This is a genomic window from Leucobacter faecis (assembly GCF_054456635.2).
The window spans coordinates 142636-167896 of sequence record NZ_JBTJEP020000002.1 but is presented as its reverse complement, the minus strand read 5'-3'; the positions used below and the strand labels follow the sequence as shown (position 1 = coordinate 167896).

Sequence of the window (25261 nt, the reverse complement as noted above, 5' to 3'; positions counted from 1 at the left end):
ACATGACTAACGATAAGACTGTAGGCCACGAGCCGAACGAGCCCGCACGCGAGAACGACGCTTTTGACGCCGACTCACACGACGCGGGTGTCTTGAACGTCTCAGACGACGAGCTAGGCGATTTTGCTGCTTTTGCGCCAGGAGAGCAGGGCGATGACGCTCTTGCCCGCATCTTGCGCCGGGGTGATGGCTCGGCGAACGTGATTCGTGATCTGTCGAGCGCTCAGGCCCTCGGCAGCGACGACCATGACGCGCTGGCGAGCGCCGACGATCTGATCCGCATGGAACGTGAGGATCGTGCGTCGCTCAAGCGGGTCGTCGGGCTGTCGACCGAACTCGAAGACGTGACAGAGGTTGAGTACCGCCAGTTGCGGCTCGAGAATGTGGTGCTGATCGGCGTCTACTCTGGTAACGGCCGCGCCGGTCAAGAGGACGCCGAGAACTCGCTGCGCGAGCTCGCAGCGCTTGCCGAGACCGCAGGCGCCCGCGTGCTCGACGGGCTGCTGCAGCGGCGCGCGTTCCCCGACCCCGCCACCTACTTTGGTAAGGGCAAAGCACAAGAGCTCAAGGAGCTGGTCGCGGCGCTCGGCGCCGACACCGTCGTCGTTGACACCGAGCTGCGGCCCGGCCAGCGGCGTGCGCTTGAAGACGTGGTGAAGGTGAAAGTGATCGACCGCACGGCCGTGATTCTTGACATCTTCAGCCAGCACGCCAAGAGCCGCGAGGGCAAGGCACAGGTTGAACTGGCACAGCTGCAGTACCTGCTGCCGCGTCTGCGCGGCTGGGGTGAGTCGATGTCGCGCCAGGCAGGCGGCCAGGTCGGCTCTGACGGAGCTGGCATGGGGTCGCGTGGCCCAGGCGAGACGAAGATGGAGCTCGACCGGCGCAAGATTCACAACCGCATGGCGAAGCTGCGCAAGGAGATCGCGGGCATGGCACCCGCGCGTGAAGCAAAGCGAGCCAACCGCAAGCGCGGTGAGGTGCCGTCGGTCGCGATCGCGGGGTACACGAACGCTGGCAAGTCGAGTCTCGTGAATAAGCTGATCGACGCACAAGAGCTCGTGCAAAACGAGCTCTTCGCCACGCTTGACACCGCGATTCGTCACGCCGAAACGTCTGACGGTCGCAGCTTCACCTACGCCGACACGGTGGGGTTTGTGCGCAATCTGCCGCACCAGCTGGTGGAGGCGTTTCGTTCGACGTTCGAGGAGGTCGGTGAGGCCGACGTCATCTTGCACGTCGTTGACGGCGCCCACCCCGATCCCGCGGCGCAGCTGCGCACCGTGCGAGAAGTGATCGCTGAGGTGCACGCGCAGGCGATCCCCGAGATCGTGGTGTTTAACAAGTCTGACCTGATCGATGATTCGCAGCGGCTTGTGCTGCACGGGCTCGCCCCCGACGCCGTGTTCGTGTCTGCGCTCACGGGCGCAGGCCTTGACGAGCTGCGTGTGCGGGTCGATGCGGCGCTGCCCACGCCCGATCAAGAAGTCACCGTGGTGGTGCCCTACGATCGCGGGGGGCTTGTAGCTGAGATGCACGAGCGAAATCGGGTGGTCTCGACAGAGTATGTCGAGGAAGGCACCAGGGTGCACGCCTTCGTGTCGGGCGAGATGCTCGCGAAGCTCGCGCCATACCTTGCCTGAGCTGCTATAAAACTTTGTTTGTCAACCCATCCGAAGGGACAACTATGATCGGATCCACAAACAAGCCAGCGAAGCGGGGCAGGAGCCTCGCGATGGGGGTTACTGCGGCGCTTGCGGGCATGCTGCTTATCGCTGTACCAGCAGGCGCGGCGGGCGCGGTAGAAGGCTCGGAAGCAGCCGATGCCGTCACCGAAATTGAAACGCCTGCTTCACCCCCCCCGGCGGGTGGTGCGGACACTGAGCCCGCGGCAAATTCTAGCGCGGACGAAGCGCCAGAACAGACCGAAGCTGATGCACCGGTAGCGGAGGCAGCTGCTACGGACCGCAAGATTTCTGGCACTGTGAAGTTTCCGGCGGGTATGACTCTCGCCCAGAAGCGGTCGCTGAGGGTATATATCAACAAGGACGGGGCTACCTCCGCGGGAATTCGTTACATCTATGGGATGCCCGGGTTCTCCTACAATCCCACTGCGGCTGGGACAACCGCGACCTGGACCGTGTCAGGTCTGAATCGCATTAAGTACCACATCTGGGTCGACGTAGCGGCTACTGGTTACCAGAGCGCACCCCTGTACATGGGCCCGCCCAACGCAGCCACCGGCTACGACGGGCCTATTGATCTTACGAACCAGTCCTTCACTGCCCCGGTACAGGACATTAACGTCGGCAGCGTCTCAGTGACAGTGAGCGCTGAAATGTCAGTGAAGGGTGCTTACGACCTCACGCTTGTGAACCAGCAGACGGGAGCAGAGACCGATGTGCGAAACTCCGTGTTTTCTGGCGACACCGTAGGCAACGTGAACAATTCTCGGCATGATTTCAACGGAACGCCCGGAACCTACATTCTGCGTGCCAAACTCACGAACAACGGCGTGAAACTTTACTACGACGGCACCATATTTGGAACGCGCGACATCAGTGAAGCGACGCCGTTCAAGATCGAAAGGCACCAGCGCATTAAGCTGAAGCAATTTGATCTGCGTGAATTTATGGATGTTCCCGTTGACCACAAGTTCGCGGACGATATCGACTGGCTCGCCAGAGAAGGGATCACGACTGGCGTCAAGCAGGCTAACGGCACCCTGAAGTTCTTGCCGAAGGACACCGTCTCGCGTGAAGCCATGGTTGCGTTCCTGTTTAGGCTGGATCCGGAGTCAGGGTCATACAAGGTAAAAGGGAAGAGCCCGTTTACTGACGTGACGCCCAAGCACAAGTTCTACAAACAGATCATGTGGGCCTATGAGAACAAGGTGACAACCGGCACCAAACAGCTCGACGGCTCACGCAAGTTTCTGCCGGGCGATCGCATCACCCGGGAAGCCATGGCTGCGTTCATGTACCGTCAGTACAAAGCCGAGATCTCAACCAAGCCGGGCGCGAAGAAGCTCGTAGACGTTCCCAAGGGGCACAAGTTCTACAACGAGATCACCTGGATGTCGTCGAACGGCATTACAACCGGCGTGAAGCAGGCCAATGGATCGCTCGCCTTCGAACCGAAGGACCGTACATCGCGAGAGGCGACTGCCGCATTCTTGCATCGTGCAGAAATGAAGAAGTAGCCGCTACACCAGCCCGCGCGGTGACCGCGTAAATTCGGTCACCGACGCGGGCATCGCAATGCCCTCATTCAAATCGGGGGCGGGCAGCATCGTCGCGGCGAGTTCCTTGCGAGAGGAGGGCCGAGTCTCGGCAGAACGGCCGGGCAAGAGCCGATCGGTGAAGCGTGTGAGCAGCGCATCACGCTCTTCCTCGGGCACCTCAGCGAACCGACCAAACACCACGGCGCTGCGATACCACATAGACGACTCAAACATCGACCTCGCCACTACGAGCCCCGTTGTGCGCGTGATCGACACCGAAACCTCTTGTGACAATAGCGCGCGCATCCAGCGCGATCCGGTTGAGCCGTGAATCACGAGGTGGTCGTCGAACACGCCAAACGCGGTGGGCATCGCGACGGGCTGCCCCTCGACCACGACTGCGACATGCGCGAGCACGGTCTCGCGACAGAGGGCGTCGAACGCGGCACGGTCGGTTGTCATTTTCTCGGGCATACGGCGAGGTCGCATCGGGTGTGATGCGGGGGATGATGAGGCCATGGCAAAGTCTTTCGAGTCGAAGTGTGTAGATCACCCAGCCTGGCCGAACGCATCGCCTACTGGTATGCCAGAACCGTCGAAACATGACAGACCAATTATCGTTTCGGCGAGCAACTGCACCCCTTGCATAAGCTGCGGCACCGGGACCGCACCATACCCAAACACGATGCCGCACACGGGACTGGTGCTGCCATTCACGCCGGCCGAGGTGAACTCGGCGAGAGTCTCGACGAACACGCCCCGCATGCCCAGCCGGGCTCGCACTCGCTCGGCCGCGGCCGCAAACGGCAGCGGTATGACGAGGTGCAGGCCGCCTGACCCCCCGAGCGTGCGAATGCCGTGCCGTGCAAGCTCGGCTAGCACCAGTGCCCGACGGTGCTGGTACTCGCGCTTGTTTCGCGCAACCGAGCGCGCGAACGCACCGTCACCGATGAACTCTGCGAGTGCGTGTTGCGTGTGCGCCGAAACACTTGCCCCCATCGCCTCGCGCACGCTGAGCAGCGCGTCACGCAGGGCGCCTGCGGTGGGAAGCGCAATCATGCCGCACCGAAGTGAAGGCGACAGTATCTTGTTGAGGCTCGCAATATAGGTCACGACACCGTACGAATCGGCCGCCGCGAGCGCTGGCATCGCGGCGCCGTCATGCCGAAACTCGCTGTCGTAGTCGTCCTCGATGACGAGCACGCCATGAGCGTGCGCCCATTCCAACAGGCTGCGGCGTTCGCCCGCCGGCAGCCTCCCGCCCAGCGGAAACTGATGACTCGGGGTGAGCATCACGGCGTCGAACGGCGCCTGCTCGTAGAGCGCGGCGAGCTCAGCCTGCCGCACGCCATGCTCTGTGACAGCCAGCGGCACGAGCGAAGCGCCCGCGGCCGCAAGGGCGGCAGCACCCGCAAGGTAGCCAGGGCTCTCTACCACCACGCGCGGCGAACGGTCCAGTACACGCGCGAGCGCGAGCGCAACGATTACGAGCGCCTCAGACGTACCCGACGTAATGACCGTGTCATCGGCGTCGCAGGCGAGCCCGCGGTGCAAGCGCGTGTGCGTGGCGAACCTGGCCCGTAGCTGCTGCGTGCCACGGGGCTCAGGTGACGCCGCGGCCCACGGCATGCGGGCCGCGGCCGCCAGCGCGCGCGACCACGCCCGCGGCGGTTCGGCCGCGACGTACGGCAGCCCAGACCGCAGATCGATCGCGGCCGCTGCCAGCTGCGGCCTGTGATCCGGATCACCCGGCTGCGCCGCGTTGCCGAGCGCCGCACCGCCGCGTGCCGTGTTGCCGAGGTGCCGAGCAGCCTCCGTGACGCGGGTGCCCGAGCCCTGCACCGTCTCGACGAGATTGTCGCCGATGAGCCGCTCGTAGGCCCCGACCGCGACGGAGCGCGAGACGCCGAGGGCCGCTGCAAGCTTGCGCGTGGGCGGCAGTAGGTCACCCGGTGCGAGGGTGCCCGAGGCTATCGCGTCACGTACGCTGCGCGTGAGTTGCTCGGTGAGCGTGAGCGGCGAATGACGGTCGGGCACGAAGTGAGGCAGAACGTCCATCGAGCTCGCTTTTGTGTGGCGTGATCTTGCCAAGGTCGGGTGCAGTAAGTGTGCACGTTAGATTCACTACTAGAACTTCACTGTCCACAGAGAATAGTTTTGCCAGCCACCCGGAAAACCGAGTTCGGCGACGGCGCGACCTTTGAGCGAGCCAAATTCGTTCTCCACGAGGGATCTTACTTTGAGTCGCCAACTTGAGTTTGGTGAAGCGGTTTCTAGGAGTACCATGATCAAACAGAAGGCGCCGTAGATGCGCTCACTGTCCGTTTCAGGTAATGCCTCAAGGCCAGGGGAAGTGCGCATAAGGCCTGTGCCGACCGTCGGAAATCGTTTGTTCCATAAGCGGGCATGGTGCGCACTGGTATTTCTCACCTGTGTCAGTTGTTCGAGCCACCTGACCAGGGGGTGGTGTTTTAAAGCCTTTACTCGCTGGTTTTTAGAGAGCGTATCGAGACCGATTCGCACACCCAGCTTTTCCGCAATTTCCCATTGGTTGCGCGAATGTAGCCCTTGATAGAGGCGGGAGACGTCGGAAAAATCAAGTAATTCCATTAGCGCCCATATAGGTAGACGGCCACCGTAATGAGTGTCATGATGAGCGACAATGTCACTTCGGCCACGGGCGCGGGCAACACGCCTTGCGCCATGCTGAGCCACGCACTGTGTTGAAAGGTATGGCGAAAGGAACTCGCTTCAATATATGACATTGGATTGCTTGCGCCGAGGAGCTCGCACAGGTGTGAGCGAAGCATGATTTCAACGCGTTCTATGCCATCATGCACCAGCGTTCGTAGCTTTCGATCGAACTCGTACAGAGCAACGACATCTGCAAAGTCAGCTCCAGGAATGAAGTTCTCGTGCGTCGAGAACTTTGTATAAGGGACGCGATAGGGGTGCCAGTATGCACTCAGTCTGTAGTAGCCCACATTCGTGAGCCATTGAGACGCTAGGTCCTTATCGAGCTGCAATCCACGCTCGGCTAAGAGCGCGACTTGCTCGGAAATGCTGAGATATGGCTTCATCGATAAATCCGTTATAAAAAACGCCAGCCCACACCGAATAGTTCGGGCGGGCTGACTGTTGGTAGCGATTGTAGCAGATAGTCGGAGCATGCGTAACACTACGTGATGCGCCGTAATACTTCGTAGTTCATACAGTGACACAAACGAGCGGCCGGGGTGGCCGCGAGAATACCTTGGTCTCACCAGCGGCGCCCGAACAGGTGCGCTCTTCTCAAAGTCGAAGGAATCGCATGTCTGCAACCTCACCCCTGTCCAACGCCACGATCCTCGGGTACCCCCGCATCGGTCGGCGCCGTGAGCTCAAGCGCGCCGTCGAGTCGTTCTGGAAGGGCAACACGAGCGAAGCCGAGCTGCAGGCCACCGCCCGCGAACTGCGCGCCGTCACCCGTGAACGCCTCGCCGAGCTCGGCCTGCCCAAGACGGGCGGAGCGATCCCCGAGAGCTTCAGCTTCTACGACCAGGTACTCGACGCCACGCTCGCACTCGGTGCTATCCCCGGCCGGTTCGCGGGCGTCACCGGCAGCGACCTCGAGATCTACTTCGCGCTCGCACGCGGTGACGAGAAGCACCAGCCGCTCGAGATGACTAAGTGGTTCGACACGAACTACCACTACAGTGTGCCCGAGATCGATGAGGCGACGCCCTTCAAGGCAAACCCCGCCCAGCTTGTAGCCCAGGTCGTAGAGGCACGCGAAGCGGGCATCGACTCGCGCCCCGTCATCGTCGGCCCCGTCACCTACCTGCTGCTGGCCAAGGCCTCGGACGCAGCAAGCGCAGACTTTGCCCCCATCGATCGCCTCGATGAGGTTGTCGCGGTCTACGCCGAGCTGTTGCAGGCGCTCGCCGCAGCCGGCGCCACTTGGGTGCAGCTCGACGAGCCCGCGCTCGTGTCTGACTCTTTGTCGGTGCCGCGCGAGTTCGCCCTCGCCCTCGTCGAGCGTGCATACGCCACGCTCGGTGCGGCTACAGGCCGCCCGCAGATTCTCATCACCACCCCATACGGCGACGCTTCGGCTGCTCTGGCACGCCTGGGCAAGCTGCCGGTCGAGGCTGTGCAGACTGACCTCGTGCGCGGCACACTGCCCGCCGATGCTCTCGCCTCGGGCGAGCTGGCACAGGCGTTCGCGAACACCCAGCTGGTAGCGGGCGTCGTCGACGGCCGAAACATCTGGCGCACCGACCTGCGCCGTGCCTTCGCACAGGCAGCGCAGCTGCAGGCCGCCGGCATCAACACGGTCATCGGCACATCGAACAGCCTGCAGCACGTGCCACACGACGTCGCAGACGAGCAGCAGCTTGACGCTCAGCTGAAGAGCTGGCTGGCATTCGCAGATCAGAAGGTGCAGCAGGTAGCCACTCTCGCCGCGGGCCTCGAGAACGGTGCTGCAAGCATCGAAGCCGAGCTTGCCGACACCGAAGCGGCGCTCGCAGATCGCGCGCAGGCGGCGGGTGTGCGCGTGGACGCGATCCGGAGCCGCGTGAACGCGACAGGCACCGCAGATCGTGACCGCGTCACCGAGCAGCAGCGCCGTGACGCGCAGAAAGCCCTCGGGATTCCCGAGCTCGCGACCACCACGATCGGCTCGTTCCCGCAGACGACCGAGATTCGTAAGGCGCGCGCCGCGTTTGGCCGCGGCGAGATCGATCAGGCCGCCTACGACGGATTCTTGCGCGACGAGATCGAGCGCGTGATCCGGCTGCAGGAGGAGATTGGGCTTGACGTGCTCGTGCACGGCGAGGCAGAGCGCAACGACATGGTGCAGTACTTCGCTGAGCTGCTCGACGGCTTCGCGGTCACCGAGAACGGCTGGGTGCAGTCATACGGCACGCGCGCCACGCGCCCGTCGATCCTGTGGGGCGACGTGTCTAGGCCCGCGCCGATGACCGTCGCATGGTCGGCGTACGCCCAGTCGCTCACCCCGCGCCCCGTGAAGGGCATGCTGACGGGCCCGGTCACGATTCTCGCATGGTCGTTTGTGCGCGATGACCAGCCGCTCGCTGATACCGCCAACCAGGTGGCGCTCGCGCTGCGCGACGAGATCGACGACCTTGTCGAGGCTGGCATTCACATCGTGCAGGTCGACGAGCCGGCGCTGCGGGAGCTGCTGCCGCTCGACGCGAGCCGCCAGGCCGACTACCTCGACTGGTCGGTGGGCGCGTTCCGTCTCGCGACCGGAGGTGGAGCGGCTGAGGTGCAGATCCACACGCACCTGTGCTACTCAGAGTTCGGCGAGATCATTGGCGCCGTCGATGGTCTCGACGCCGACGTGACGAGCATCGAAGCGGCGCGCAGCCGCATGGATGTCGTCGAGCCGCTGGGTGACCACGGCTACTCACGGGGCATTGGCCCGGGCGTCTACGATATCCACTCACCCCGCGTTCCCAGCACTGAGGAGCAGGCCGAGCTGATTCGCATCGCCGCGGCCCGCATTCCGGGCGAGCAGCTGTGGGTCAACCCCGACTGCGGGCTCAAGACGCGCGGCTACGAAGAGACCATTGCGAGCCTCACGAACCTGGTGCGCGCGGCGCGCGAGGTGCGAGAGGCCGTGCCCTCGGGCGTCGCGTGAACACGCAGCATGTGAGCGCGCACGACGCGCGCACCGCGGCGGGGGAGCATGCCCCCGCCGCGTGGCCCGCGGGCGAACTGCCGACGGAGCCCGTGGGCTCGCTCCCGCGGCCCGCGCGGCTGCAGCGCACAGTGCTTGACGCGGAGCTCGGGCTCGTGTCGGCGAGCGAGCTAGCCGAAGCGCAAGACTGCGCGGTGCGCGAGACGATCGCGGGCCTTGAAGCGACCGGATCGCCCATCGTTACCGACGGCGAACAGCGCAGGCAGAGCTTTTCGAGTTACCCGCTCGGGCCCGATCCCGAGCGTAGCGCGCCGGGCGAAGACCCGGTGTTTGCCGTCTTCGCCGACGGCCATCACCGGGTCGTGCCGAGGCTCGCGCGCGCACCGTTTGAGTTTCGTGGGTGGGCCGCCGACGACGTCAAGGCTGCCCGCTCGCTCACCACGCTGCCGCTGAAGCAAGCGGTTGTTTCGCCGTCGATGCTGTCGCTCATGTGGACTGACGACCTGGCCGGTTCATACACGCGCGCCGAATTTCTCGACCATGTTGTGGCGGGCTGCGCAGAAGACATTCGCCGCTCGTTTGCGGCCGGGGCCGCGCGCGTCACGATCGACTTCACCGAGGGGCGGCTTGCTCTGCGCCGTGACCTGCGCGCGCCCTGGGCGGGGCCCGCCGCGCTCAGCGGGTTTATCGAGCTGATGAACCGCGTGCTCGATTTGGTGCCTGCGCCCCTGCGCCAGGCGGTCGGTGTGCACACCTGCCCCGGCAACGATCACGACAGCGCGCACAGCGCCGACGTCGACTATGCCGAACTGATTCCCGAGCTGTTTCAGATCGAAGCTGGCTACTTTCTGGTGCAGGCCGCGGGTGAGTCTGATCCGGATCGAGTGGCCCGGCTCGTAGGCCGTCAGCTGCGCGACCTTGCTGCGGCCGGCGGGCGCACGCCGCGGGTACTCTTTGGTGTCACCGACCCCACGAACCCGAAGCTCGAAACTGATCGCGAAATTGCCGAACAGCTCGTGCGTGCGGCCCGATTCGTGCCCCCTGCACAGTTGGGTTCAACCGACGACTGCGGGTTCTCGCCGTACTTGATTGACGAGAAGCCCCGACACGGTTCACCCGACTTTGCGCGTGACGTCGCCTTTGCCAAGATTGCCGCGCGTGTGCGGGGCACAACGATTGCGAGTGCCGAACTCGCTGGACGCCCCGAGGAGGTGCTCGTATGAGCTCATCTGATACTCGCGCATCGGGTGACCTGCTGCTCACCGGCAGCGCGCCGACCAAGCCACGGTTTTCGTTTGAGGTGTTTCCGGCTCGCAGTGGTGCCGCGGCGCTTGCGCTCGGAAACGCGGTGCAGCATTTGGCCGCGGCGGGGCCCGACTTCATCTCGGTGACGTACGGTGCGAACGGGTCGCACCGAGGTGCTTCACTCGACCTGGTGAAGTATCTGCGTGATCACACGAATGCCCTACCGCTCGCACACCTCACGACGGTGGGCGAGACGCGCGAGGCCATTCTTGAAGCGATTCACGGCATCATGGACGCTGGCGTGCACGACTTTCTCGCGCTGCGGGGAGACCCACCGCGCGGGTCTAGCGAGTCTGATGCGGCCGTGGCCGGTTCGCTCAGCTCGCTCGAGCTCGTTGAACTGGTGGCACAGGCGAGGGCCGAGCGCCCGCCGTTCACGAGTGTGGGGCGCACGTGCGTCGCGGCCTACCCCAACGGGCATGCGCTGTCGCGTTCTCGCGCCGAGGACGTTGACTGGCTCGTGGCGAAGCAGGAAGCAGGCGCACAGTTTGCGATCACGCAACTGTTCTTTTACGCCGACGAATACCTCGCGTTCGTGGCCGATGCCCAGCGCGCAGGGCTTACGATTCCGGTGTTGCCGGGCCTCATGCCGGTGGCGACAGCGGCACAGCTGCGCAAGGTCGCCGAGCTGGCGGGCCGCCCGGCGCCCTCAGAGCTGATGCGCGCAATCGAAGAAGCTGGCGGTTATGCACCAGAGCTCGGGGTTGAGCACACCATCGAGCTGTCTCGCGAGTTGCTTGACGGCGGGGCGCCCTCCCTGCATCTCTACACGTTCAACCGTCACGAGCGTGTGCTCGCGGTGCTGCGAGAGCTTGACCTGCTATCGCCCGCGCTGGTCTAGCGGGGGCCGAGGAGTGGTCGCGGGCTGCTAGATCGAGCGCAGCACCGCGACCACTTTGCCGAGGACCTCGGCGTGGTCACCCAGGATCGGCTCGAACGCGCTATTGCGGGGCAAAAGCCAAGTGTGGCCGTCGCGACGTCGAAACACTTTGACGGTCGCTTCGCCGTCGATCATGGCGGCTACGATATCGCCGCTGGTCGCTTCGCGTTGCTGACGAACGACAACGAAGTCTCCGTCACAAATCGCGGCGTCAACCATCGAATCGCCCACCACCTTGAGCATGAATACCGTGCCGTTGCCTACGAGCTGCCGGGGCAGCGGCATGATCTCTTCCACCTGCTGGTCAGCAGTGATCGGTACGCCGGCCGCAATCTGCCCGACGAGTGGCACGAAGGCAGTCTCTTCAGCTGACACGGGAGTGTCGACCGGGGGCTCGTCCACGGTGGGGCTCACGAGAATTTCGAGCGCGCGCGGGCGGTGGGGGTCCCGCCGAATGCAGCCCGCCAACTCGAGTCGGTTGAGCTGGTGGGTGACGCTCGAAAGTGACGAAAGCCCCACGGCGTCGCCGATCTCTCGCATGCTCGGTGGATACCCGCGCGTGGTTACCGAACTGACAATGTACTCGAGAATAACGCGCTGTTTCGCGGTCAGCCGGTCTAAGCGCTCTAACCGTTCTGCATTGGTGACCATGATGTCGACTCCTCGTTGCTGTGCTTCGCGGCAGGCGGGCTGTCGACGTCAGTGTCGGAGGTGCCTGCTTGAGTGCTCTCGTTGGTTCGAAAGCTTACCCGGCTTTGGTGCGACCCGCCAAACAAGTGTTCGAGAATTCCGTGCGCAAGTTTGGTGAAGATCGAACGAAGGGGTTGCGGTTTCGATATATCGAAGTTATATTCGAAAGCGATGTTCGCCCGTGTGGTGAACGCTCGATTGAAGGGAAATGACAATGAGTGCAGCAGTGACGCAGGTACCCATCATTCAGAGGGCACAAGCGGGCGCAGTCGCGCCCGCGGCGCGAGTGGCGCCCGTGCGTATTCGACTCACACGCCGGGGCCGCGTCGTCTTTGGCGGACTTGCAGCGTGTGCGGTGGCGGCATCGTTTGCCCTGGTGGCGACTCTTGGTGCACCGCAAGCTGTGGCGTCTGGGGAACCCAGTGGTGCTGAGTTTGGGTACATTGTGGCGGCGCCGGGAGCTTCGCTGTGGCAGCTGGCAACCGAGCTCGACCCGGCGATGGATCCCCGCGAGTTGGTGGCAGAGATCATTCAGCTCAACCAGCTACGCGGCGCCGACATCGCGGCGGGTCAGCCCATTGCGGTGCCGCTGCGCTATGGCGACAGCGGTTCGGTGATGGCCGCTGAGGAACTGGGGCTGTAGCCTGGCGTAGCATCTGGCGGGCAGCGCTGCTCGCCCTCTATAGACTGGCTGCGTGACCAGTTTGAGTGATCTTCCCCTCCGTGCCAATCTCGTGGGTAAGCGGCCCTATGGCGCTCCGCAAGACCCGGTTCCCGTGAGCTTGAATGTGAATGAGAACACGCACCCCATTCCCGACGAGGTTGTCGCAGACATCACCGCGGCGCTCGAAGTTGCCGTGCGCACGGCAAACCGGTACCCGGATCGCGAGTTCGACGGCCTGCGAGTAGCGCTAGCCGGCTACCTGGGGCATGGCCTCACAGCAGAGCAGCTGTGGGCCGCGAATGGTTCCAACGAGGTGCTGCAGCAGGTGCTGCAGGCCTTCGGTGGGCCCGGCCGCACCCTACTGAGCTTCACCCCAACCTATTCGATGTACCCGCTGCTGGCCGATGGCACTGACACTGGCTGGATCGCGGTGCCGCGGCCCGAGGGGTACCGACTGGCAGCCGATGATGTACGTGCGGCGCTCACCGAGCACCAGCCCAGCATCGCGATTCTGTGCGGCCCCAACAACCCGACAGGAACACCGCTCGACCGCGACGTGATTCTCGCCGCGTATGACGCGTTCGACGGGATACTGATTGTCGATGAGGCATACTTTGAGTTCGACGGCGAACGAGAGAGCGCCGTCACGCTCCTTGAGGGGCGCCCGCGGCTCTTGGTATCGCGCACGATGAGTAAGGCGTTTGCATTTGCGGGGGTGCGTCTTGGTTACCTAGCCGCAGACCCCGCCGTCATCGATGCCTTGCGCCTCGTGCGCCTGCCCTACCACCTGTCAGCCCTCACGCAGGCAGCGGCCACCACCGCGATCAAGCATGCGGCAACCATGCTGGCCACGGTTGCCGATATTCGCACTCAGCGCGACAGGCTCGGTTCGGCGCTGTCTGCGCTGGGCTACCGTGTGCATGAGTCGGGCGCCAACTTCTTGCTCGTCGGAGGTTTTGCCAACCCCGACGCGGTATTTGAGCAACTGCGTGCGCAGGGCATCCTGATCCGGAACCTGGGTATTGATGGACACCTGCGCATCACGGCCGGCACCGAGAGCGAGACGACCGCGGTGATCGACGCGATCACCGCGCTGACGCCTCAGAGCTAACGGGGCTCTCAGCGTCGCTGCACACACGCGGCGATAGGGTGCTGGGTATGCCTACAGCGCCCGAAGCCATGCCCCGCCACGTGCTCGAACGCCAGCTGCGCACGTCGCGGCTCGTTAATGTGATTCTTGCGGTGGTAGCCGCCCTCGCCCTCGTGTTTGGGGCGGTGCAATGGTCACAGAGTTCTGGCGCGGGCCAGGGCGCTGCAGCAACTCCGCAAGCGGGGGCGCAGACGGGTGAACAGGCCGAGGGTGAGTCGCAGGGTGCCCAGCTCGAGCGGCGAATCGACGGTGACCCGATGGCCATCGGTGACATCGACGCACCCGTCGTAATGACCGAGTGGGTCGACCTGCGCTGCCCCTACTGCGCCGTGTTTACGCGCGACACGCTGCCCGACGTGATCAAAGAGTACGTTGACGCGGGCAAGGTCCGCATCGAAATGAACGACGTCGCCTTCTTCGGTGAAGAATCCCTGCGAGCATCTGCCGCGGCACGCGCCGCGGCAGAACAGGGTCGCTACTTTGAATTCATCGACGCGATCTACCAGGCAGCGCCAGAGTCGGGGCACCCCGACCTTACGGCAGACGAACTGCTGGGGCACGCCAAGACGGCCAAGGTGCCAGACCTTGCACAGTTTAAGAAAGACATGGCCCGCGAAGATCTGCGAGCAGCGGTGTCAACCGACACCGAGCGTGCCAGCCAGCTCGGCGTGACGGGTGTGCCGTTCTTTGCCGTGGGTGGGCAGGGCGTGAGTGGTGCCCAACCCATCGAGACATTTCGCCAGTTTCTAGATGGGGCCGTCGGAGTAGCTCAGTGAACCTCACCCTCGCCGGTGCGTTCTTAGGAGGGGTGCTCACTCTGCTGAGCCCGTGCTCGGTGATGCTCCTACCCGCATTTTTTGCTTACGCGTTCACGAGCACGGGCGCGCTGCTCGCACGCACGGGGGTCTTTTTCTTGGGGCTTGCGACCGCGCTCGTGCCGCTGGGCCTCCTCGCAGGCACGGTCGGGGCCTGGGTGAGCACGAATCGATTTGAGCTTGTCAGTGTCGCGTCGATTGTGGTGATGGTGCTCGGGCTGGTGTTGCTGATTGGTGTGCCGATGCCCGGGGTGATGCGCCAGCGGGGGCCCGAGAGCGCCTCTGCCGTTGCGGTGTTTGCGCTCGGTGCGGTGTACGGGCTCGCCGGCGTGTGCGCGGGCCCGCTGCTGGGCGCTGCGCTGTCGTTTGCGGCGTTTGGGGGCAGCGCGGCGTTTGGGGGAGTCGTGCTGCTCGTCTTCGCGGCCGGCATGACGTTGCCGCTCTTCGTGCTCGCGCTCGTGTGGAACAGGGTGCCCGCCGTGCGGGGGCTCGTGCGGCCGCGTGAGCTGCGCATAGGTAAGTGGCGCAACGCGTGGACCAATGTGATTGGCGGCGCGCTGACCATTTTGATCGGTGCGCTGCTGTTTGTTACGCGCGGCACCACCACGCTCGGCGGGCTCGTCGGGGCCACCACCCAGGCAAAGCTCGAAGCCGACGTGCTGCGCGTAACCGAGGCCGTGCCGAACTGGGCCGTAGCGGTGGTGTTCATCCTTCTCGCGGGAACCTGGGCCGCGACTGTGGTGCTGCGCCGGGGTCAGACCGCTACTGCCGATCCGGCGGCCGAGCCAGCAACCCTGCCCGTGGCCGAGCGAGCAGGCGAAGCTGAGTAGACTGGGGAGTATGTCCGCAGCATCACGAACAGCGTCGCTCGAGCGTGTCACGAGCGAATCGCAGATTACCGTCTCAGTCAACCTTGATGGCACCGGCGAAGCCGATGTCGAAACCGGTGTTCCCTTCTTCGATCACATGCTCACCGCGTTCGCGCGGCACTCGCTCACCGATCTCACGGTGCGAGCAACGGGTGACGTGCACATCGATGTTCACCACACCGTCGAAGACACCGGCATCTTGCTGGGTCAGGCGCTGCTTGAAGCGCTCGGTGACAAAAGCGGCATCTCGCGCTATGGCGACGCACTCGTGCCGCTCGACGAAGCACTCGCACAGGCGGTCGTTGATATTTCAGGGCGCCCGTACCTCGTGCACTCGGGTGAGCCGGCCGGTTTCGAATTTCACCTGATCGGTGGGCACTACACGGGTTCGATGGTGCGGCACTTCTTCGAAGCACTCGTGCTCAACGCGCGCCTCACCGCGCACATCAAGCTCATTGAGGGCCGTGACCCGCACCACATCGCAGAGGCTGAGTTCAAAGCTTTTGCGCGCGCCTTCCGCGTCGCAAAAGCGAAAGATCCCCTCGTGAAGGGGATTCCGTCCACGAAGGGTGCTCTGTGACACGCAAGCGCGTGGTCGTACTCGACTACGGCTCAGGCAACGTGCACTCCGCGGTGAAGGCACTCGCGGCCGCTGGGGCAGACGTGACACTCTCGCGTGACCCGAAGCTGGTGGCAGAAGCAGATGGCCTGCTTGTGCCGGGAGTGGGCGCCTTTGGCGCGGTCATGCAGCAGCTGCGCGCAGTGCGCGGCGACGAAATGATTGAACGCAGGCTCGCGGGGGGCCGACCGGTGCTTGGCATCTGTGTCGGGCACCAGGTGATGTTCGCGCGTGGCATCGAGCGTGGCGAAGACACCGAGGGCCTCGATCAATGGCCCGAGACCGTGCACGAGCTGCGCGCAGACGTGCTGCCCCACATGGGATGGAACACGGTCGAAGCGCCCGAAGACTCGGTGCTCTTTCACGGCATTCGTCATGAACGGTTCTATTTCGTACACAGCTGCGCCGCGACCGAGTGGTCGATCGAGGGGCGCGGTGAATCGACCAGGCCGCGCGTGACCTGGGGTGAACACGGCGAACGATTTGTCGCCGCCGTCGAAAATGGACCCCTCAGCACCACCCAGTTTCACCCCGAAAAGTCGGGGGAGGCCGGCATCCAGCTGCTGCGCAACTGGATTGCCACGCTATAACTCTTGCGCCGTGGCGCGCACCACACACGACACACCACTCACGAGGAGACATTCGAGATGACCGAGTTTGCCAATAGCCCCGGGCTCCAGCTGCTTCCCGCCATCGACATGGTTGACGGCAAGGCGGTGCGCCTCACACAGGGCGAGGCCGGCACCGAGACGAACTACGGCAGCCCCGTTGACGCGGCGATGGACTGGATCGACCAGGGCGCCGAGTGGATTCACCTCGTCGACCTCGATGCGGCATTTGGGCGCGGCTCTAACGTGTCAGTGGCGAAGAAGATCATGCGGCGCGCGGGCAGAGTGAAGATCGAGTTCTCGGGTGGTATTCGCGACGACGCCAGCCTCGAAGCAGCCCTCGAGATGGGCGCGAGCCGCGTAAACCTCGGCACGGCAGCGCTCGAGAACCCCGAGTGGACCCGCGCTGTCATCGCCCGCCACGGCGAGAAGATCGCCGTGGGGCTCGATGTGCGCGGCGAAGTCGTTGCTACGCGCGGCTGGACCCAGGAGGCAGGCAACATCTGGGACGTGCTCGAGCGCCTCGAAGACGCTGGTTGCCCCCGCTACGTGGTCACCGACGTCACCAAAGACGGCACCATGCGCGGCCCTAACGTCGAACTTTTGGGTGAAGTGTGTAAGCGCACCGACCGCCCCGTTGTCGCATCGGGTGGCATCTCGAGCCTGGACGACCTCGTCGCGCTGCGCGAGCTTGTGCCGCACGGCGTTGAAGGCGCGATTATCGGCAAGGCGCTCTACGATGGCGCGTTCACGCTGCCCGCGGCGCTCGACGTCGCTTCGAAGTAGAAAGCCGCAGTAAACATGGCGATTAAACGACTTCCCTCCACCGGTGACGCCCCGAGGTCGACGGGGGTGCCCGAAAGTCTTGTGCCGGGCGGCGCTGCTGACTCCGCCGGGTTTCCGTGGGAGGGAAGAACGTTTGATCATCACGAAACCGCATTCGAGGGTGATGACGGAGCGGCTCCTGCCCACCTCACCGAAGCCGTGACCGCACTACGCAAGGCGGCCGCAGAGGCCGCCGCAGCTACGACTGCAGAAACACACTGGGAGGCGGTGGGCAGGCTCGCGGGCGCCCACGCCGACGTGATCGCGGCGCTGGGCACCGCGCGCGTGCTCGTGCCGATGCTCGCAGAAGCGGGCGACATTGGCGTGACTCCAGAGGGCAAAACGGTCGAGAAGTCGCAGGAGCTCTCAATCGTTGCGGTCGCGGCCCCCGACGGCCGCACCGTGCTGCCCATCTTCAGCTCGGTCGTGGCGATGACCGCCTGGAACGACACCGCGAGGCCCATCCCGGTGCCGGGGCCGCAGGCCGCGGTCGCCGCCGCGCAGGAGGAGCACGACCTTCTCATCCTCGATGCCGGCAGCCCAGGGCTCACGTACGGTGTGCGCCGGCCCGCGATCGCGGCCCTCGCGCTTGCCGAACGCTACGTACCGGCCTGGGCCGACGCTGAAGTCTCGGCCGCTTTCGAAGCCTCGGCTGCCGACGAGCCCGATGTCGCGCGGGTGTGGATCGCCCCGGCAGATCTCGCCGGCACGCTCGCCGCCCCCGAGGTCGATGTTAGGATCCGGATCTCTCGCGAACTCGCCCGCCCAGAGCTTGAGGCGCTTTTGGGTCGCCTCGGGGCGCGGTGGGCGGCGCAAGAGGTGATTGCCGAGCGCGTCGATTCGCTGCGCGTGCAGCCGATCCTCGCGCAGGCGCCGCGCGCTTAGCGGCACGTAGAAGGTGCTACGCTCACGGGGTACTAAATACCGGGTTACCCGGTGAAGGAGCTTTCACGTGGCGCAAACATCTACGACTCCGCGCGCACCGCAGCGCGCGGAGTGGACCGGCCAACTCGGATTCATCGTTTCGGCGATCGGTTCGGCCGTTGGTCTCGGTAACATTTGGCGATTCCCGGGGGTCGCCTACGAGAACGGCGGTGGTGCCTTTCTCATTCCATACATCGTTGCTTTGCTCACCGCGGGCATTCCGATTCTGTTTCTCGACTACGCCATTGGACACCGATTCCGAGGCTCGGCGCCGCTCGCGCTGAGGCGACTTGCCGGTAAATTTGGCGAGGGGATCGGCTGGTTCCAGGTGATGATCTGCGTGTTCATCGCGATCTACTACACCGCCGTGCTGGCCTGGGCGTCGAGCTACTTCGTATTCTCGTTTGACCTGAAGTGGGGCGACGACGCGGCCGGGTTCTTTACGGGCGACTACCTGCAGTTGGCCGAGTCACCGTTCACCATGACCTTCGTGCCGGCGGTGCTGATTCCGCTCGTCATCATGTGGCTCGTCGCACTCGTCGTGCTGGGGGCGGGCGTGGTCAAGGGCGTGCAACGCCTCAACATGATCGCGATTCCGCTCTTGATCGTGGGCTTCATCATTCTCGTTGTGCGTGCACTGTTTCTCCCCGGTGCGGTCGACGGGCTGAACGCCCTGTTCACGCCCGACTTCGCTGCGCTCGCTGACCCCGCCGTGTGGGTCGCCGCCTACAGCCAGATCTTCTTCTCGCTGTCGGTCGCGTTTGGCATCATGATGACGTACGCCTCGTACCGCAAGCGCCGTTCAAACCTCACGGCCCCCGGCCTCGTGGTCGCATTTGCGAACTCGTCGTTCGAGATTCTCGCGGGCATTGGCGTGTTCGCGACGCTCGGCTTCTTCGCGTTTCAGCAGGGCGTGAGCGTCGGCGAACTCGACGGTATGGCCGGTGTGGGGCTCGCATTTATGACGTTCCCCGCTATCGCGAGCGAGATGCCGGGTGGTCAAATGTTTGGTGCCCTGTTCTTCGGCGCGCTCGTGCTGGCGGGCCTCACCTCGCTGATCTCCATCATGGAGGTGATCCTCGCGGGTGTCATGGACAAGTTCAACCTCACCCGTAAGCAGGCGACCTTCGGTATCGGCGGCGTGCTCGCCGTGATCTCGGTGATCCTGTTTGGCACCACCTCGGGCCTCACCGCCCTCGACACAATCGATAAGTGGGCGAACGAGGTCGGCATCGTCGGCTCGGCCGTCGTTATGACGATCACCGTGCTGTGGATTCGCCGCGCCGGCACCGAACTGTCGGGGCACCTGAGCGTGCTGTCGACGTTCAAGGTCGGCCGCGTGTGGCTGTTCTTCGTCTCGGTGGTAGGCCCGATCGTGCTCGGCTACATGCTGATCGCGACGATCGTGGGGCTCATCAACGAACCCTACAGCGGCTACGACTCGGGCTACCTGATCATCGTCGGCTGGGGCTCGGTCGCGGTGATGATCATCGCTTCGGCGCTGCTCACGATGAGCCCGTGGCGCTACAACCCCGACCGCTTTGCGCCCTGGCCGCACGTGCCCGGCGAACGCGCACTGGGCGGGCCCGCGACGAACTCCAAAACCGAAGGCGGCGCACGATGACTCCCATTGCAACCCTGTTTCTTGTGATCGCCCTCGTCGTGATTTGGGGCGGCCTCATCGCGAGCGCGATCTTCCTGTCGCGGCAAACCGAGGTCGCCGAATACCCCGCGGGCGGTGACGACGCACCGGGAGAGCAGGTCGAGTAGGCTCGTTCCATGAGCCTCACTGACGACGACCGCCCGTACACGCAGCGCACCGAGGTGCGCCGAGTCGGCAGGAGCGGGCTGCACCTGCCGCTCCTGTCGCTCGGCCTGTGGCAGAACTTCGGTGATGATCGCGCGCGTGACACGCAGCGCGAGATCATCACCGGCGCGTTCGACCGCGGCATCTACCACTTCGACCTCGCCAACAACTACGGCCCCCCGTACGGCGCGGCCGAGCGCAACTTCGGGCAGATTCTCGCGAGCGATCTCGCCGCTCACCGCGACGAGATCTTGATCTCGACGAAGGCCGGCTGGGATATGTGGCCGGGGCATCACGGCGCCGGCGCGAGCCGCAAGCACCTCATCACGAGCCTTGATCGTTCGCTCGAACGGCTCGGGGTCGAGTGCGTCGATGTGTTTTACACGCACCGGCCGGATCCCCGGGTGCCGCTCGAAGAGACGGCCCGGGCCCTGGACCACATCGTGCGCACGGGCCGTGCACACTACATTGGTATGTCGTCTTACGGCGCTGAGGCGAGCCGCACGCTTTCGCAGCTGATGCGTGAACTGGGCACGCCCATCACGATCCACCAGCCGTCGTACAACATGCTGAACCGGTGGATCGAGACCGAGGGGCTGCTCGACGTCGCCGCAGACGAGGGCTTTGGCATCATTGGGTTCACCGCGCTCGCGCAGGGCATGCTTACGAACAAGTACCTGGGCGGGATTCCCGAGGGCGCGCGCGGTGCTGGCCCGAGCTCGTTTAGCAACGAGGCGCTGACCGACGAACTTCGGGATCGCCTGCGCGCGCTCGCTGAGGTGGGCGAAAGCCGTGGTCAGTCGCTCGCGCAGCTGGCGCTCGTTTGGGCGCTGCGCGACGAGCGAGTTTCGAGCCTCGTCGTGGGGGCTAGTCGTGTGTCGCAGCTCGACGAGAACTGGCGGTCCCTGGCTAGGCTCGAGCTCACCGCCGACGAAGTTGCCGAGATTGAGCGGATCCTCGACGGAGTAGACGTCAACGTCGACCTGTGGCGCGACGCGCGCCAGGGCGGCGACGTGCCCGTCATGCTCTAGCAGCGCGCGCGACTGCGCCCCCGTCATTCTGCGCGACGAAGGAGTCGCAGAATCCAGACGTATGGATCCTGCGAGTCGCAAGCTCCCGCAGGATGACGGGTGGGGTGTTGCGCTGCGCCCCCGTCATTCTGCGGGGCCTTCTACCCCGTCATTCCGCGGGGCCTTCTACCACGTCATTCTGCGGCGGCCTTCTACCCCGTCATTCTGCGGGGCCTTCTACCCCGTCATTCTGCGGCGGCGAAGCCGATCGCAGAATCCACCCTCACAAAAAGTTGAGCAGCAGCACATAGCAGGCGGTGCCCGCCGCGATGCTTACGAGCGCGCGGCGTTTCGCCAGTAGGTGCACGAGGATCGTGACGGCGGTAGCTACCAGCACGGGCCACACCCGGCCCTGCTGTGAGGCGAGCTGATCGCGCAGCACGACAATTGCAAGAATCACGAGGATCCCCGCGGGCATCCACCGCCCGAGCGCCTGCACAAACTTCGACTTGCGCAGGGGTTTGAGAGCCGCGAAGGGCAGGGCCCGCAGCGCCAGCGTGATGGCTCCCGCGACGACGACGCCCGCAATCAGGTAGCCGGTGCTAGGCACGATCGCCTCCTCCGTCGGTGTCGGTCGTTGAAGCGTCGCCGAATGGAGCGGCACGCTTGCCCAGCAGGTATCGCACGCCGAGCAGGCCCGAGTAAATGATTAGTGCGACCAGCAGCTCACTGCCGCTTGCGATCAGCATCGCAGCGGCGACCGCTACGCAGGCGAGCAGGGCCGACGGCAGCTCGCGGCGACCCCTGATCGCGTCCATCGACATGACGACGAAAAGCGCCACGAGTGCGAACTCGAAACCCTCGATGGGGGCAGGCAGTGCGCCCGCGATGACGACGCCGACGAGGCCACCGAGCACCCAGTAGAACTGCATGGCGAGCTGCCCGGTGAGCATGCGGGCCGAGCTGAGGCGATCCGGATCCATGAGCACGTAGGTGGCGTACGCCTCGTCGATCATCGCGTATACCGAGTAAGCACGGGGCAGCCCCGGGCGCACGCGGCCAATGGGAAACGAGAACGCATAAAACACGTGGCGAAAGTTCACGGCGAACACCGTGGCGGCGATCGTGACGAGCGGGGTGGCGGCCGCGAGCATGCTCACGAGCAGCAGCTCCACTGATCCGGCGAAGATGCCGATCGACAGAGCGGGCGCGAGCCACCAGGGGAGGCCCGCCTGGATGACCAAGATCCCGAGTGCTATGCCGAGCGGAAAGATGCCGAGGCCGACCCCCAGGGAATCCCGGAGGCCGGCCGCGGTGCCCGCTCGCCGGGGCGGGTTAGTTGACAGGGCCCGTGTACTTCTCGCCGGGGCCCTGGCCGATCGCGTCGGGAATGGGCGACGCCTCGCGGAAGGCAAGCTGCACGGAGCGCAGACCGTCACGCAGGCTGCGCGCGTGCATGTCGCTGATCTCGGGCGCTGCCGCGGTGATGAGGCCCGCCAGCGCGTTGATGAGCTTGCGTGCCTCGTCTAGGTCGGTCTGGTTCTCGGGGTCGTCTGCGAGGCCCACCTTGACGGCGGCGGCGCTCAGCAGGTGAACGCAAGCGGTGGTGATGACCTCAACAGCCGCGACATCAGCGATGTCTCGCGTGGCCTGAGTCACGTTCTCGTCGTGCTCGGGGAGGTCTGTAATCTGCTCGCTCATGCTGTCCTGACTGTTGAATCTGATTCTGTGCTAAGATTTATTCGGTTCTCGGCTCGCGCCGAGATATCGGAAGAGGAGATACTCCCACCCGGCACCACAACTAGGTTACCGGGTAGTTGACACCCCGCCTTACGGCAGCTTTCAGGGTGTGGGAACGTGCATGCGCGACCCCGAATCCTCCTCCGATGCTTCATGACGAAGTCCCCATCATCGAGAGTAGAGGAGCCGGCGATCAGCGATCCCCGTACGAATGACAGAATCCGCGTCCCCGAGGTGCGACTGGTTGGTCCCAGTGGCGAGCAGGTCGGTGTCGTGCCGATTGATACTGCGCTACGCCTAGCGGCCGACGCCGATCTCGATCTCGTCGAGGTTGCCCCGAACTCTAAGCCTCCCGTGGCAAAGATCATGGACTTCGGCAAGTACAAGTACGAGGCGGCCCAGAAGCAGAAGGAAGCTCGTCGTAACCAGGCGAACACCGTACTTAAAGAGGTGCGCTTCCGTCTGAAGATCGACAAGCACGACTACGAAACGAAGACGAAGCGTGCAATCGGCTTCCTCGAGCAGGGCGACAAGGTTAAGGCCATGATCCTGTTCCGTGGCCGTGAGCAGTCGCGTCCCGAGATGGGCGTGCGTCTGCTGCAGCAGTTCGCCGAGGCAGTTGTCGAGTTTGGTGCGGTGGAGTCAAACCCCCGCATCGACGGCCGCAACATGGTGATGGTGATTGCGCCGCACAAGAACAAGTCCGAGGCAAAGGCAGAGCAGAACGCCCGCCGCGCCGAAGAGAAGGCCAGCCGCAAGGCTGAGAAGCCCGCGGACGACTAAAGCTTCGGTGTCTTAGACGCCGTACAAAGACGCGGCCCTCGGGCGCGCACACAATCAAGGAGAAATTGATGCCTAAGCAGAAGACCCACTCGGGTGCTAAGAAGCGCTTCAAGCTGACCGGATCGGGCAAGCTCAAGAAGCAGCGCGCCGGCCTGCGCCACAACCTCGAGGTTAAGTCCTCACGCCGCAAGCGCCGCCTCGGAGATGACCAGATCCTCTCCAAGGGTGACGCCAAGCAGGCAATGAAGCTCCTCGGCCACTAAGCCACGAGCGCATAGCTTTCATCTGAGAATTTTTGTAAGGAAGAACTGAAATGGCAAGAGTAAAGCGGGCCGTCAACGCCCACAAGAAGCGTCGCGTAATCCTTGAGCGCGCCGAGGGCTACCGCGGGCAGCGTTCACGCCTGTACCGCAAGGCGAAGGAACAGCTCGTTCACTCGTACGAGTACGCCTTCAACGACCGCCGCAAGAAGAAGGGCGACTTCCGTCGCCTGTGGATCCAGCGCATCAACGCTGGTGCACGTGCGAACGGCCTGACCTACAACCGCTTCATCCAGGGTCTCGCGATCGCTGGCGTTGAGGTTGACCGCCGCATGCTCTCAGAGCTGGCGACCAACGAGCCCAAGGCATTCGCCACGCTCGTCGAGGTTGCGAAGAATGCCCTCCCCGCCGACACCTCGGCTCCGAAGGCTGCGTAACTCGCTCTTTGCATGAAACCCCCGCTCTCTTTTGAGGGCGGGGGTTTTCTGTGCTCGGGGTTCTGTGCTCGGGGTTCTGTGCTCGGGGGGCGGTGCCGGCGTTATGCGAGGTGGCATAGGCTAGTTGGGTGAACGACGCGATTCTCTCGAACCCCAAGGCCACCCGTGTGAAGCGTGCGGCGGCTCTCTCTCGCAAGAAGGAACGGCTTGCTCAAGGACGGTTCGTTGTTGAGGGACCGCAGGCGGTGCGGGAGCTCCTCGCGCACTCGCCAGAGCGCGCTGACGTGGTGTACGCCACGCTGGGTGCAGAATCGTGGCAGCACGAGATTGATGCGCTCGCCTCAGACGCCGGTGTTGTCCTTGAACGCGTGACCGATGAGGTGCTCGCGACCATGTGTGAGACGGTGCACCCGCAGGGCGTGGTGGCCGTCGCGCGCACCTGGGAATCGTCGCTTGACGATGTCTTTGCGGGGGCGCGGCTCGTCGCGGTGATGCACGAGGTGCGCGATCCGGGTAACGCCGGTGCTGTGCTGCGGGCGGCTGACGCCGCGGGCGCAGACGCCGTCGTGTTCGCGGGGGAGTCAATTGACCCGTTTCACCCGAAGGTCGTGCGCTCGACGACGGGGTCACTGTTTCACCTGCCCGTCGCTGTGGCACCGACGCTGGCCGATGTGCTCGCGGCGGCGGGGCGTGCGGGCGTAACCCCGATTGCGGCCGATGTGCGCGGCGGCGACCTGCTCGAGGCTCGGGCCGAAGGGGTGCTGGCGGGGCCCGTGGCCTGGGTGTTTGGCAATGAGGCGCGCGGCCTCACCGCGGCCGATCGCGAATCGATCGGCCGCGCGCTGAAGCTGCCCATCTACGGCAAAGCCGAGTCCCTCAACCTCGCGACCGCCGCGAGCGTGCTGCTCTACGAGACTGCGTTTGCGCAGCGAGCATAGAGCAAAACGCGAAGCGTTTTGTCGCGAGCTGCGGTGCCGCACACGGCGGCAGGCGAGCATAGAGCAA

At 64.4% G+C, this 25261-nt stretch carries 28 protein-coding genes; 20 read left to right on the top strand and 8 right to left on the bottom strand.

Annotation, left to right across the window (positions count from 1 at the left end; all coding sequences use genetic code 11):
- Positions 1–2 precede the first annotated feature (2 nt).
- Entirely contained in the window at positions 3–1643 is a 1641-nt protein-coding gene (gene hflX, locus ACXR2T_RS02490; protein WP_458838227.1) for a GTPase HflX, read from the top strand.
- A gap of 92 nt (positions 1644–1735) precedes the next feature.
- The gene (locus ACXR2T_RS02485; protein ID WP_458838228.1) at positions 1736–3202 is read left to right on the top strand and encodes an S-layer homology domain-containing protein; all 1467 of its coding nucleotides are present in this window, start codon (positions 1736–1738) and stop codon (positions 3200–3202) included.
- 3 nt (positions 3203–3205) lie between these two features.
- On the opposite strand, the gene ACXR2T_RS02480 is transcribed toward ACXR2T_RS02485, so the two are convergent.
- From ACXR2T_RS02480 to ACXR2T_RS02465, 4 genes are all read right to left on the bottom strand, one after another.
- On the bottom strand, positions 3206–3742 hold the full coding sequence (locus tag ACXR2T_RS02480) for a pyridoxamine 5'-phosphate oxidase family protein (protein ID WP_489945476.1): 537 nt from the start codon (positions 3740–3742) through the stop codon (positions 3206–3208).
- 30 nt (positions 3743–3772) lie between these two features.
- Positions 3773–5281 carry a MocR-like pyridoxine biosynthesis transcription factor PdxR gene (gene pdxR / locus ACXR2T_RS02475; RefSeq protein ID WP_458838230.1) on the bottom strand — a complete coding sequence of 503 codons (1509 nt, stop codon included), beginning with the start codon at positions 5279–5281 and terminating at the stop codon, positions 3773–3775.
- Positions 5282–5350: 69 nt separating this feature from the next.
- On the bottom strand, positions 5351–5938 hold the full coding sequence (locus ACXR2T_RS02470) for an Abi family protein (protein WP_458838231.1): 588 nt from the start codon (positions 5936–5938) through the stop codon (positions 5351–5353).
- Positions 5833–6303, bottom strand: coding sequence for an Abi family protein (locus ACXR2T_RS02465; protein WP_458838232.1), 471 nt, complete (start codon positions 6301–6303; stop codon positions 5833–5835). Before ACXR2T_RS02465 ends, ACXR2T_RS02470 begins: the two co-directional genes overlap by 106 nt.
- A 230-nt stretch (positions 6304–6533) precedes the next feature.
- On the opposite strand from ACXR2T_RS02465, the gene metE reads away from it, so the two are divergent.
- From metE to ACXR2T_RS02450, 3 genes are read left to right on the top strand one after another with little or no spacing between them, the layout of a single operon-like run.
- Complete coding sequence (metE, locus tag ACXR2T_RS02460) at positions 6534–8870, top strand: 5-methyltetrahydropteroyltriglutamate--homocysteine S-methyltransferase (protein WP_458838233.1); 2337 nt, start codon at positions 6534–6536, stop codon at positions 8868–8870.
- Positions 8867–10093 (top strand): uroporphyrinogen decarboxylase/cobalamine-independent methonine synthase family protein, encoded by a 1227-nt coding sequence (locus tag ACXR2T_RS02455; protein ID WP_489945475.1) that lies wholly within the window; start codon positions 8867–8869, stop codon positions 10091–10093. The genes metE and ACXR2T_RS02455 overlap by 4 nt, the downstream gene beginning before the upstream one ends.
- Complete coding sequence (locus tag ACXR2T_RS02450) at positions 10090–11016, top strand: methylenetetrahydrofolate reductase (protein WP_458838235.1); 927 nt, start codon at positions 10090–10092, stop codon at positions 11014–11016. The genes ACXR2T_RS02455 and ACXR2T_RS02450 overlap by 4 nt, the downstream gene beginning before the upstream one ends.
- Before the next feature lie 27 nt (positions 11017–11043).
- Here ACXR2T_RS02450 and lexA read toward each other — a convergent pair whose 3' ends face one another.
- A complete protein-coding gene (gene lexA, locus ACXR2T_RS02445; protein WP_458814292.1) occupies positions 11044–11706 on the bottom strand; it encodes a transcriptional repressor LexA in 663 nt (220 codons plus the stop codon).
- 253 nt (positions 11707–11959) lie between these two features.
- On the opposite strand from lexA, the gene ACXR2T_RS02440 reads away from it, so the two are divergent.
- The 11 genes from ACXR2T_RS02440 to ACXR2T_RS02390 all read left to right on the top strand — a co-directional run bounded on the left by ACXR2T_RS02440 (position 11960) and on the right by ACXR2T_RS02390 (position 21057).
- Positions 11960–12388: a hypothetical protein gene (locus ACXR2T_RS02440; RefSeq protein ID WP_458838236.1), complete on the top strand. Its 429-nt coding sequence runs from the start codon at positions 11960–11962 to the stop codon at positions 12386–12388.
- Between the two features lie 52 nt (positions 12389–12440).
- On the top strand, positions 12441–13520 hold the full coding sequence (locus ACXR2T_RS02435; protein WP_458838237.1) for a histidinol-phosphate transaminase: 1080 nt from the start codon (positions 12441–12443) through the stop codon (positions 13518–13520).
- A 47-nt stretch (positions 13521–13567) separates the two neighbouring features.
- Positions 13568–14335: a DsbA family protein gene (locus tag ACXR2T_RS02430; RefSeq protein WP_458838238.1), complete on the top strand. Its 768-nt coding sequence runs from the start codon at positions 13568–13570 to the stop codon at positions 14333–14335.
- Positions 14332–15204: a cytochrome c biogenesis CcdA family protein gene (locus ACXR2T_RS02425; RefSeq protein WP_458838239.1), complete on the top strand. Its 873-nt coding sequence runs from the start codon at positions 14332–14334 to the stop codon at positions 15202–15204. The genes ACXR2T_RS02430 and ACXR2T_RS02425 overlap by 4 nt, the downstream gene beginning before the upstream one ends.
- Before the next feature lie 10 nt (positions 15205–15214).
- The gene (gene hisB, locus ACXR2T_RS02420) at positions 15215–15823 is read left to right on the top strand and encodes an imidazoleglycerol-phosphate dehydratase HisB (RefSeq protein WP_458814302.1); all 609 of its coding nucleotides are present in this window, start codon (positions 15215–15217) and stop codon (positions 15821–15823) included.
- A complete protein-coding gene (gene hisH / locus ACXR2T_RS02415; RefSeq protein ID WP_458838240.1) occupies positions 15820–16452 on the top strand; it encodes an imidazole glycerol phosphate synthase subunit HisH in 633 nt (210 codons plus the stop codon). Before hisB ends, hisH begins: the two co-directional genes overlap by 4 nt.
- Positions 16453–16509: 57 nt before the next feature.
- Positions 16510–17256, top strand: a complete 747-nt coding sequence (gene priA / locus ACXR2T_RS02410) for a bifunctional 1-(5-phosphoribosyl)-5-((5-phosphoribosylamino)methylideneamino)imidazole-4-carboxamide isomerase/phosphoribosylanthranilate isomerase PriA (RefSeq protein WP_458814306.1) — start codon at positions 16510–16512, stop codon at positions 17254–17256.
- 15 nt (positions 17257–17271) lie between these two features.
- Complete coding sequence (locus ACXR2T_RS02405) at positions 17272–18180, top strand: SseB family protein (RefSeq protein WP_458838241.1); 909 nt, start codon at positions 17272–17274, stop codon at positions 18178–18180.
- 67 nt (positions 18181–18247) lie between these two features.
- Positions 18248–19843: a sodium-dependent transporter gene (locus ACXR2T_RS02400; RefSeq protein WP_458838242.1), complete on the top strand. Its 1596-nt coding sequence runs from the start codon at positions 18248–18250 to the stop codon at positions 19841–19843.
- Complete coding sequence (locus ACXR2T_RS02395) at positions 19840–19989, top strand: MetS family NSS transporter small subunit (RefSeq protein WP_458838243.1); 150 nt, start codon at positions 19840–19842, stop codon at positions 19987–19989. The genes ACXR2T_RS02400 and ACXR2T_RS02395 overlap by 4 nt, the downstream gene beginning before the upstream one ends.
- A gap of 9 nt (positions 19990–19998) precedes the next feature.
- Positions 19999–21057, top strand: a complete 1059-nt coding sequence (locus ACXR2T_RS02390) for an aldo/keto reductase (protein WP_458838244.1) — start codon at positions 19999–20001, stop codon at positions 21055–21057.
- Between the two features lie 262 nt (positions 21058–21319).
- Here ACXR2T_RS02390 and ACXR2T_RS02385 read toward each other — a convergent pair whose 3' ends face one another.
- The 3 genes from ACXR2T_RS02385 to ACXR2T_RS02375 are packed head-to-tail and all read right to left on the bottom strand — an operon-like array spanning position 21320 to position 22737.
- Positions 21320–21646, bottom strand: coding sequence for a branched-chain amino acid transporter permease (locus ACXR2T_RS02385; protein ID WP_458838245.1), 327 nt, complete (start codon positions 21644–21646; stop codon positions 21320–21322).
- Positions 21639–22475 (bottom strand): AzlC family ABC transporter permease, encoded by an 837-nt coding sequence (locus ACXR2T_RS02380; RefSeq protein WP_458838246.1) that lies wholly within the window; start codon positions 22473–22475, stop codon positions 21639–21641. The genes ACXR2T_RS02385 and ACXR2T_RS02380 overlap by 8 nt, the downstream gene beginning before the upstream one ends.
- Positions 22372–22737, bottom strand: coding sequence for a DUF1844 domain-containing protein (locus ACXR2T_RS02375; protein ID WP_458838247.1), 366 nt, complete (start codon positions 22735–22737; stop codon positions 22372–22374). Before ACXR2T_RS02375 ends, ACXR2T_RS02380 begins: the two co-directional genes overlap by 104 nt.
- A gap of 192 nt (positions 22738–22929) precedes the next feature.
- On the opposite strand from ACXR2T_RS02375, the gene infC reads away from it, so the two are divergent.
- The 4 genes from infC to ACXR2T_RS02355 all read left to right on the top strand — a co-directional run bounded on the left by infC (position 22930) and on the right by ACXR2T_RS02355 (position 25194).
- The gene (gene infC / locus ACXR2T_RS02370) at positions 22930–23559 is read left to right on the top strand and encodes a translation initiation factor IF-3 (RefSeq protein WP_458814317.1); all 630 of its coding nucleotides are present in this window, start codon (positions 22930–22932) and stop codon (positions 23557–23559) included.
- A gap of 68 nt (positions 23560–23627) precedes the next feature.
- Positions 23628–23822, top strand: coding sequence for a 50S ribosomal protein L35 (gene rpmI, locus ACXR2T_RS02365; protein WP_458814319.1), 195 nt, complete (start codon positions 23628–23630; stop codon positions 23820–23822).
- A gap of 50 nt (positions 23823–23872) precedes the next feature.
- A complete protein-coding gene (gene rplT, locus ACXR2T_RS02360) occupies positions 23873–24256 on the top strand; it encodes a 50S ribosomal protein L20 (RefSeq protein ID WP_458838248.1) in 384 nt (127 codons plus the stop codon).
- A gap of 128 nt (positions 24257–24384) precedes the next feature.
- Positions 24385–25194 carry a TrmH family RNA methyltransferase gene (locus tag ACXR2T_RS02355; protein ID WP_458838249.1) on the top strand — a complete coding sequence of 270 codons (810 nt, stop codon included), beginning with the start codon at positions 24385–24387 and terminating at the stop codon, positions 25192–25194.
- Positions 25195–25261: the final 67 nt, after the last annotated feature.

What these genes read in the sequence shown, in the direction of transcription:
- hflX (WP_458838227.1), top strand. Translation starts at nt 3, where the DNA reads ATGACTAACGATAAGACTGTAGGCCACGAGCCGAACGAGCCCGCACGC.
- ACXR2T_RS02485 (WP_458838228.1), top strand. Translation starts at nt 1,736, where the DNA reads ATGGGGGTTACTGCGGCGCTTGCGGGCATGCTGCTTATCGCTGTACCA.
- ACXR2T_RS02480 (WP_489945476.1), bottom strand. Translation starts at nt 3,742, where the DNA reads ATGGCCTCATCATCCCCCGCATCACACCCGATGCGACCTCGCCGTATG.
- pdxR (WP_458838230.1), bottom strand. Translation starts at nt 5,281, where the DNA reads ATGGACGTTCTGCCTCACTTCGTGCCCGACCGTCATTCGCCGCTCACG.
- ACXR2T_RS02465 (WP_458838232.1), bottom strand. Translation starts at nt 6,303, where the DNA reads ATGAAGCCATATCTCAGCATTTCCGAGCAAGTCGCGCTCTTAGCCGAG.
- metE (WP_458838233.1), top strand. Translation starts at nt 6,534, where the DNA reads ATGTCTGCAACCTCACCCCTGTCCAACGCCACGATCCTCGGGTACCCC.
- ACXR2T_RS02450 (WP_458838235.1), top strand. Translation starts at nt 10,090, where the DNA reads ATGAGCTCATCTGATACTCGCGCATCGGGTGACCTGCTGCTCACCGGC.
- lexA (WP_458814292.1), bottom strand. Translation starts at nt 11,706, where the DNA reads ATGGTCACCAATGCAGAACGGTTAGAGCGCTTAGACCGGCTGACCGCG.
- ACXR2T_RS02440 (WP_458838236.1), top strand. Translation starts at nt 11,960, where the DNA reads ATGAGTGCAGCAGTGACGCAGGTACCCATCATTCAGAGGGCACAAGCG.
- ACXR2T_RS02430 (WP_458838238.1), top strand. Translation starts at nt 13,568, where the DNA reads ATGCCTACAGCGCCCGAAGCCATGCCCCGCCACGTGCTCGAACGCCAG.
- hisB (WP_458814302.1), top strand. Translation starts at nt 15,215, where the DNA reads ATGTCCGCAGCATCACGAACAGCGTCGCTCGAGCGTGTCACGAGCGAA.
- priA (WP_458814306.1), top strand. Translation starts at nt 16,510, where the DNA reads ATGACCGAGTTTGCCAATAGCCCCGGGCTCCAGCTGCTTCCCGCCATC.
- ACXR2T_RS02405 (WP_458838241.1), top strand. Translation starts at nt 17,272, where the DNA reads ATGGCGATTAAACGACTTCCCTCCACCGGTGACGCCCCGAGGTCGACG.
- ACXR2T_RS02395 (WP_458838243.1), top strand. Translation starts at nt 19,840, where the DNA reads ATGACTCCCATTGCAACCCTGTTTCTTGTGATCGCCCTCGTCGTGATT.
- ACXR2T_RS02390 (WP_458838244.1), top strand. Translation starts at nt 19,999, where the DNA reads ATGAGCCTCACTGACGACGACCGCCCGTACACGCAGCGCACCGAGGTG.
- ACXR2T_RS02375 (WP_458838247.1), bottom strand. Translation starts at nt 22,737, where the DNA reads ATGAGCGAGCAGATTACAGACCTCCCCGAGCACGACGAGAACGTGACT.
- infC (WP_458814317.1), top strand. Translation starts at nt 22,930, where the DNA reads ATGACGAAGTCCCCATCATCGAGAGTAGAGGAGCCGGCGATCAGCGAT.
- rpmI (WP_458814319.1), top strand. Translation starts at nt 23,628, where the DNA reads ATGCCTAAGCAGAAGACCCACTCGGGTGCTAAGAAGCGCTTCAAGCTG.
- rplT (WP_458838248.1), top strand. Translation starts at nt 23,873, where the DNA reads ATGGCAAGAGTAAAGCGGGCCGTCAACGCCCACAAGAAGCGTCGCGTA.